Origin of the sequence: Nocardioides jensenii JCM 1364 = NBRC 14755 (assembly GCF_001552535.1) — a bacterium.
GTDB classification, from domain to species: domain Bacteria; phylum Actinomycetota; class Actinomycetes; order Propionibacteriales; family Nocardioidaceae; genus Nocardioides; species Nocardioides jensenii.
In genome coordinates this window covers 1-6,778 of sequence record NZ_BCRJ01000040.1, presented here as the reverse complement: position 1 = coordinate 6,778, position 6,778 = coordinate 1, and the positions used below count along the sequence as shown (strand labels likewise).

The window sequence follows — 6,778 nt, the reverse complement described above, 5'->3', positions numbered from 1 at the left end:
GGGCGTACGGCGAGGGCGGGCGTACGGCGAAGGCGAGGGCGGGCGGCGTACGGCGAAGGCGAGGGCTGGGCGGGGCGGGGCGGGGCGGGGCGAAGATGACTTGTTCTGGGGAAGCCCGGGCAGATCGGGCGACCTACAGTCAGGACATGAGGGCGAGACTCCTGCGCAGCGTGGTCGCCGCGACCGTCTCGGTGGGTCTCCTCGTCACGGCCTCCCCCACTTCCGGGCAGACGACCTGGACCCGGGTCGGCACCGGCATCACCCAGGGGATCAGCGGCATCGCACCGGCCGCGTCGGGCTGGGTGATCGTGCGCGACAACAAGACCAGCGGGCAGAATCGGGTGGCGCTGCTGAGCGACACCCACGTCGTCCGCAACCTCACCTGGCCGGGCACGGCGCCCTCGGACCTGGAGGCCATCGGCGCGGTGCCCGCACAGGCCGGCCGGTATGCCGTGGTCACCAGCTCGGGTTCGGGCAGGGTGATCAGCATCTCGGGGACGACGCTGAGGGTGATCCGCGCGTTCACCCTGCCGGCCGGACGCCTCGAGAACGAGTCGTTCGCCCTCACCCGGGTCGGGAGCACCACGGTCGCGGTGTGGGCCAACCGTGGCTCGACAACCACCGCGGGCGGGCTCTTCGCCGCCACCTTCAATGTCTCCCGAGGCACGTTCGGTCGCGTGGTCCGGGCCGACGTCACGGTGCCCTGGCCGACCACCAACGTGCGCCCGATCAGCGACGCCACTGTGCTCTCCGGTGGGCGCATCGTGATCTCCAGCGCCTCCGACAACGGCAACAACGGCCCCTTCGACGCGGCCCTGTACGCCGTCGGGACGGTCTCGCTCAGCTCGGGTCAGGCCCTGCTGACGATGACCGGTCCGGTCGCGCTGGGCACCCACCCCGGCCACAAGATCGAGGGCCTCGCCTGCAAGGGAACCGCAGGAATCCTCGGCACCGACGACGAGAACCTGGGCGGCTGGGTCGCCGCCGGTGCGTTCTGCTCCTGAGCGCTGGCGAGCCCCCCGACGGCCCGCCAGCGCTCAGGGCTGGTCTCAGCTCACCCGAACTGGTGCCGTCCCAGGGAGCGGTAGTCGAACCCGGCGCCGATCCAGGCCGCGGGGTCGAGGCAGTGGCGGGCGTCGATGATCACCGGTCGACGCACGATGCCGACCAGCTCAGCCGGGTCGAGCTCGACGTACTCGGCCCAGTCGGTGAGCAGCATGACCAGATCGGCGTCATGGCAGGCCTTGACCAGGTCGTCGGCGTAGTCGAGCTTGGGCCGCTCGCGCCGGGCCGGCTCGATCGCACGCGGGTCGTGGACCACGACGTCGGCGCCGGCCAGGTGCAGCTGGCCGGCCACGTCGAGCGCCGGCGAGTCGCGAATGTCGTCGGAGCCGGGCTTGAACGCGGCGCCCAGGACGGCGATCCGCTTCTCGCGCACGTCACCGTCGAGCAGGGTCTCGGCCAACGCCACGACGTGCTCGCGGCAGCGCCGGTTGATCATGTCGACCTCGTGCAGGAAGCCGAGCGCGTGCGGCACCCCGATCTCGGAGGCGCGGGCCATGAACGCACGGATGTCCTTGGGCAGGCAGCCGCCGCCGAACCCGAGCCCGGGCTTGAGGAACTGCCCACCGATGCGTACGTCGTGACTCAGCGCCTCGCTCAACGTGACCACGTCGCCACCGGCCGCCGTGCAGACCTCGGACATCGCGTTGATGAACGAGATCTTCGTGGCCAGGAAGGCGTTCGCACTGGCCTTCACGAGCTCGGCGGTCTGCAGGTCGGTGGTGATCACGGGGATGCCGTCCTCGGCGATCGGCGTCGCGAAGATGCGGCGTACGACGTCCTCGGAGCGGGTGTCGTCGGGGTGCAGGCCGATCACGATGCGGTCGGGGTGGAGGGTGTTGCGGATCGCGTTGCCCTCCTGCAGGAACTCAGGGTTCCAGCAGAGGTCGACGTCGTCGCCGGCCGGGGCCAGGGCACGGACCTCGCCGCGGAACCGGGCGGCCGATCCCACCGGGGTGGTCGACTTGCCGATCACCACGACCGGCTTGGTCAGCAGCGGGAAGAGCGCCGCGCAGGCCGACTCGAACTGGCTCAGGTCGGCCTGCAGCTCGCCGTGCACCTGGGGTGTCCCGAGGCAGAGGAAGATCGCGTCGGCGTGCTCGGCGACCTTCTCCAGGTCGTGGGTGAACTCGAGGCGGCCCGAGGCGACGCCCGCAGCGACCAGCTCGTCGAGCCCGGGCTCGAAGAAGGGGGTCTGCCCGGCGGAGAGCGCGGCGATGCGTTCGGTGCTGATGTCCTGGGCGATCACGTGGAACCCCAAGGACGCCAGGCAGGACGCGGTGGTGGCACCGAGGTAGCCACAGCCGATGACGCCGATGCGCAGATCTGAGGTCACGCCGTTCCCCTTCGTCGAAGCGTTGCGGAGTGATCAACGACGAGGGAGCGGAAATGTGACGGCGTACCGGCGTACGGACGCAGATCGGCCCGTCACGCACGAGGTCGTGACGGGCCGACTGGCACCCAGACTCGGGCACCGGATGGATCAGATGGCGATGGCGACCTCGGCCACGGAGCCGCGAGCCGCGGTGACCTTGGTGTCCACGACGTCGGCCTTGGCGGCCAGCGTGCGCAGCGTCCACTCGCCGTCGTTGGCGAAGAACCGGAAGTGACCGGTCGCCGAGGTGGGGACCTCGGCCGTGAACTCGCCGCTGCGGTCGAGCAGACGCACGTAGGCGTTGCCGACCGGCTCACCCTCGCGGGTGACCTGGCCCTGGACCACTGCCTCTTTCGCGACGTCTACCCCGTCGAGGGAGAGACCGCCTTCAACTGCACCGCACATGTCAGGCCTCTCCCCGCTCGTCGCCGAGCACGATCGGGACGCCGACGAGGGAGCCGTACTCGACCCACGAGCCGTCGTAGTTCTTGGTGTTCTCGTAACCGAGCAGCTCGTGCAGCACGACCCACGTGTGCGAGGAGCGCTCGCCGATGCGGCAGTAGGCGATGGTGTCCTTGGAGAAGTCGACCCCGGCCTCTTCGTAGATCTTGGTCAGCTCGTCGTTGGACTTGAAGGTGCCGTCGTCGTTGGCCGCCTTGCTCCACGGGATGTTGGCCGCGGTCGGCGGGTGGCCGGCGCGCTGAGCCTGCTCCTGCGGGAGGTGCGCGGGGGCGAGCAGGCGGCCGGCGTACTCGTCGGGGCTGCGGACGTCGACCAGGTTCTTGGCACCGATCGCGGCGACGACGTCGTCACGGTTGGCGCGCTTGGTGGTGTCGAGCTCGGTGGCGGTGTACGTCGTGGCGGTGCGCTCGGGCACGTCCTGGGTCAGCTCGCGGGACTCGAGCTCCCACTTCTTGCGGCCGCCGTCGATCAGCTTGACGTCGTTGTGGCCGTAGAGCTTGAAGTACCAGTAGGCGTAGGCGGCGAACCAGTTGTTGTTGCCGCCGTACAGCACGACGGTGTGGTCGTTGCTGATGCCGTTCTTTCCGAGCAGGGCCTCGAAGCCCTCCTTGTTGATGATGTCGCGACGGACCTGGTCCTGCAGGTCGACGGACCAGTCGAACTTGATCGCGCCACGGATGTGGCCCTTGTCGTAGGACGTGGTGTCCTCGTCGACCTCGATGAGGACGACCTGGTCGTTGTCGATGTTGTCCTCGGCCCACTGCGTGGTGACGAGGGTGTCTTCGCGGCTCATGCTGATCTCTCTTTCGGTGTGGCTGGTGCTGGTGTCAGTTGGTTGCCGGCGCGGGACTGCGGTGCAGGATCCGCTTGCCGAGGAGGTACATCTCGCAACCGAGGCAGAACGCGAAGGCCGCGTTCAGCAGTGCCGCGGCCAGCGCGAAGCCGACCGCGATGTCCCCCACGAGCGTGGCGCCGGTGAGGTATCCCAGGAGGCCGACCGCCGCGAACGCCAGGCCCACGGCCTGGGCGAAACGCGGCGGTGCGGCGTCCTCGAGTTCGTGAGGGGCAGCAAGTCGCGGACGGATCAGGGCGCGGAAGACCCATGCGTGAGGGGTCTTCTGCACACCGAGGCCGGCGCCGGTCGCGAAGAGCACGGCTTGTACGCCGAGCAGGGCGACGCCGAACGCGTTCGGTGCGGTCAGGAGCACGAGCGCGAGCACGACCGCGGTCACCACAGCGTTGAACTGGGGTGCGCGCGGATCGATCTGCTGGCTCATTCGTGGCTCCTGGTCTCTTGTCTGATCTGTCCGATCGGGGCGGACCACGCTCGCGCAGGACCTACCTGGGCGGTGGGGCGTGGGCTCGCCGGCGATCGCGACTGCATGCCGGAGGGCACGGGACGGCAGAGTCGCGCTGCTGCGCCTGAAATCAGGCGTGGCGCGACGGGAGAACGCGTCCCGTCAGGACATTCGACACAGTGCCGAGCGCGTGCGGCAGTGATCCACCGCGCGGCGCTTGGTCAGCATGGTCGTGAACATGCGGGCAAGACTACGTGGCCGTCGACCGGTCACGAAGTCCGAATCTCACTTTTTGGACACACCATCCGTATCTTGAGATGCACTGTGGGTGGGCCTTGTCCGTCTTGGCGATGACAGACTCACCAACGGAGCAGAGAGGACCCCCAATGACCACGTACGTCGTACTGCTGTCGGGCGACGAGGCCGCCTGGGCAGCGGCCAGCGAGGAGGAGCGTCAGCAGGTCTACGGCCTGCACCAGGACTTCGGTCGTCGACTGACACGGGGCGGCCACACCATCGTCGCCGGCGCCGAGCTCACCCACTCCCGCGAGGCCAAGGTCGTCCGACGAGTCGGAGAGCAGGTCGACATCACCGACGGGCCGGCTGCCGAGAGCGTCGAGCAGCTGGCCGGCTTCTACCTGGTCGAGAGCGACGACCTCGACGACCTCCTCCAGCCGGTCGCCGTCCTCGCCGCGCCGGGAGACGGCCATCTCGTCGACATCGCCCCCGCGCCGATCGAGGTCCGCCCGACCACCCACGCGACCTCCGGCTGAGCGCCACCCGGACTCGGGGTGGGCGGTGGGACGTGTCAGGCGGTGAGGCCGCCGTCGACGACGAGCGTCTGACCGGTGATGTAGGTGTTGGCCGGGTCGGTCAGGAACAGCACGGCACGGGCCACGTCAGAGGGCTCACCGAGCCGGCCGGCCGGCGTACGACGGGTGATCTGGGTCAGCTGGGTCTCGTCGAGGCCGTGGCTCATCTCGGTGCGCAGGTAGCCCGGCGCCACGCTGTTCACGGTGATGCCGCGCGAGCCCAGCTCACGCGCGAGGCCGCGGGTCATCCCGTCGAGGGCGGCCTTGGTCGCGCTGTACATCGACAGCCCGCGGTAGCCCGACATCCCCACCACCGACGACACGTTGACGATCGAGCCCGAGCGGCGGGCGAGCATCACCCGGGAGGCGGCGCGAGTGACGTACGCCGTCCCCTTGATGTTGAGGTCGACGACCTGGTCGATCTGGTCGTCGCTGAACAGCGCGATCACGCCCTCGGGGGCGACGCCGGCGTTGTTGACGAGCACGTCGATGCGCCCACGACGCTTGGCGACGTCCTTGACCCACGCGTCCGCGGCCGCGGAGTCGGAGACGTCGACCGAGGCGAACCCGAAGTGGTCGGGGTGCTCCTTGGTCAGCCGATCGACGAGGTCGGTGGCCGAGCGCGAGCAGGTCTCGACGACGTACCCGGCCGCGAGGTAGGCCTCGACGATGCCGGCACCGAGGCCCTTGCTGCCGCCGGTGATCAGGGCGACGCGGGTCTCTTCGGGTGTGCTCACTGTTCCATCCTTCGAATTGTTTTCTGAGACTGCGTTGCGATGGCCTCGACAAAGCTGATGCTGCGCGGGTGCCAGGCACGGGGCAGGTCCGCGACGGCGACCTTGACCGCGCGGCGTACCTCTTCCTCGTCGGCGCCGTCGGCCGCGACGACCTCCGCGGCCACGATGGCACCGGTGAGCTTGTTGGCGCGTCCGAACACGCGGGCCGCGGCGACGTCGTCGAGTGCGACGATCGCGTTCTCGATCGGCAGTGGGTGCACCTTGACCCCGCCGACGTTGATCACCTCGGAGTCGCGCCCACGGAACTCGACGCGGTCGTCGACGATCTCGACGAGGTCGCCGGTGGCCCTCCACTCATCGGCGCCGGGCGCGTCGGCGCCGGGAGCGTCGGTGCCGAGCGCGTGGGTGCCGGGCTCATCGGCGCCAGGCGCGTCGGCGCGCGAAGGTCGGCCGGCATAGCCGAGCATCCCGGGCGTACGACGAACCCAGAGCTCGCCGTCGACGATCGTCAAGTGGGCGTCGGGATTCTGTTCGGAGACGAGCTTGTCGACCGAGAACCCGGCTCTGCCGTCACCGACGGACACGATCGACCCGAACTCGGTCGACGCGTAGACCTGCGAGATGCGAGCAGTCGGGAAGGTGCGCTCGAGATCGACCAGGAGGTCGGGCGGGATCGCCTCCCCGCCGAGCGTGATCTGCTCCAGCTCGGGCAGCACGACGTCGCGACTGCGGGCCTCGGTGAGCAGGAACCGCCAGTAGGTCGGCGTCGCGCTGAGGCAGGTCACCGCCTGGGTCAGCAACGCGTCGAGTCCGTCGCGCGGCTGCCGCGGGAACGGGGCGACCAGGGTGGCTCGGGCGGCGAGCACGTGCTGGAGCACCTGGATGCCGGCGAACTGCTGGGGTCCATAGGCCAGCAGCCAACGTTGGTGCGGGCGCGGGGTGACCCCTTCGACGGTCCGCTCCAGGATCCGCCAGTCGTGGCGGGCCGCCTTGGGCTCGCCGGTCGTGCCCGTGGTCCGGATCAGGACCCGC

The 6,778-nt window shown here is 69.7% G+C and carries 8 protein-coding genes; 2 read left to right on the top strand and 6 right to left on the bottom strand.

The annotated features are described in order from the left end of the window. The first annotated feature begins 146 nt into the window (after positions 1-146). A complete protein-coding gene (locus NJ4_RS10405) occupies positions 147-1,004 on the top strand; it encodes a hypothetical protein (RefSeq protein ID WP_157551049.1) in 858 nt (285 codons plus the stop codon). Between the two features lie 50 nt (positions 1,005-1,054). Here NJ4_RS10405 and NJ4_RS10400 read toward each other — a convergent pair whose 3' ends face one another. The 4 genes from NJ4_RS10400 to NJ4_RS10385 all read right to left on the bottom strand — a co-directional run bounded on the left by NJ4_RS10400 (position 1,055) and on the right by NJ4_RS10385 (position 4,176). Then, a complete protein-coding gene (locus NJ4_RS10400; protein ID WP_245644527.1) occupies positions 1,055-2,398 on the bottom strand; it encodes a UDP-glucose dehydrogenase family protein in 1,344 nt (447 codons plus the stop codon). A gap of 147 nt (positions 2,399-2,545) precedes the next feature. Beyond that, positions 2,546-2,842: a DUF1416 domain-containing protein gene (locus NJ4_RS10395; protein WP_067434089.1), complete on the bottom strand. Its 297-nt coding sequence runs from the start codon at positions 2,840-2,842 to the stop codon at positions 2,546-2,548. Between the two features lies 1 nt (position 2,843). Then, on the bottom strand, positions 2,844-3,692 hold the full coding sequence (locus NJ4_RS10390; protein ID WP_067434086.1) for a sulfurtransferase: 849 nt from the start codon (positions 3,690-3,692) through the stop codon (positions 2,844-2,846). 34 nt (positions 3,693-3,726) lie between these two features. Beyond that, a complete protein-coding gene (locus NJ4_RS10385; protein ID WP_067434083.1) occupies positions 3,727-4,176 on the bottom strand; it encodes a DUF4395 domain-containing protein in 450 nt (149 codons plus the stop codon). 407 nt (positions 4,177-4,583) lie between these two features. Between NJ4_RS10385 and NJ4_RS10380 the strand changes: the two genes are divergently transcribed. Further along, positions 4,584-4,970 carry a YciI family protein gene (locus NJ4_RS10380; RefSeq protein ID WP_067434080.1) on the top strand — a complete coding sequence of 129 codons (387 nt, stop codon included), beginning with the start codon at positions 4,584-4,586 and terminating at the stop codon, positions 4,968-4,970. 35 nt (positions 4,971-5,005) lie between these two features. Here NJ4_RS10380 and NJ4_RS10375 read toward each other — a convergent pair whose 3' ends face one another. Together NJ4_RS10375 and NJ4_RS10370 are read right to left on the bottom strand one after the other, a co-directional pair. After that, on the bottom strand, positions 5,006-5,746 hold the full coding sequence (locus NJ4_RS10375; RefSeq protein ID WP_067434077.1) for an SDR family NAD(P)-dependent oxidoreductase: 741 nt from the start codon (positions 5,744-5,746) through the stop codon (positions 5,006-5,008). Next, on the bottom strand, positions 5,743-6,778 hold a 1,036-nt coding region (locus NJ4_RS10370; protein ID WP_067434074.1), incomplete at its 5' end, for an AMP-binding protein. The genes NJ4_RS10370 and NJ4_RS10375, both read right to left, overlap by 4 nt.

Bases quoted from the DNA above. Each gene is read 5' to 3' on its own strand.
- NJ4_RS10405 (WP_157551049.1), top strand. From the start codon at position 147: ATGAGGGCGAGACTCCTGCGCAGCGTGGTCGCCGCGACCGTCTCGGTG.
- NJ4_RS10395 (WP_067434089.1), bottom strand. From the start codon at position 2,842: ATGTGCGGTGCAGTTGAAGGCGGTCTCTCCCTCGACGGGGTAGACGTC.
- NJ4_RS10390 (WP_067434086.1), bottom strand. From the start codon at position 3,692: ATGAGCCGCGAAGACACCCTCGTCACCACGCAGTGGGCCGAGGACAAC.
- NJ4_RS10385 (WP_067434083.1), bottom strand. From the start codon at position 4,176: ATGAGCCAGCAGATCGATCCGCGCGCACCCCAGTTCAACGCTGTGGTG.
- NJ4_RS10380 (WP_067434080.1), top strand. From the start codon at position 4,584: ATGACCACGTACGTCGTACTGCTGTCGGGCGACGAGGCCGCCTGGGCA.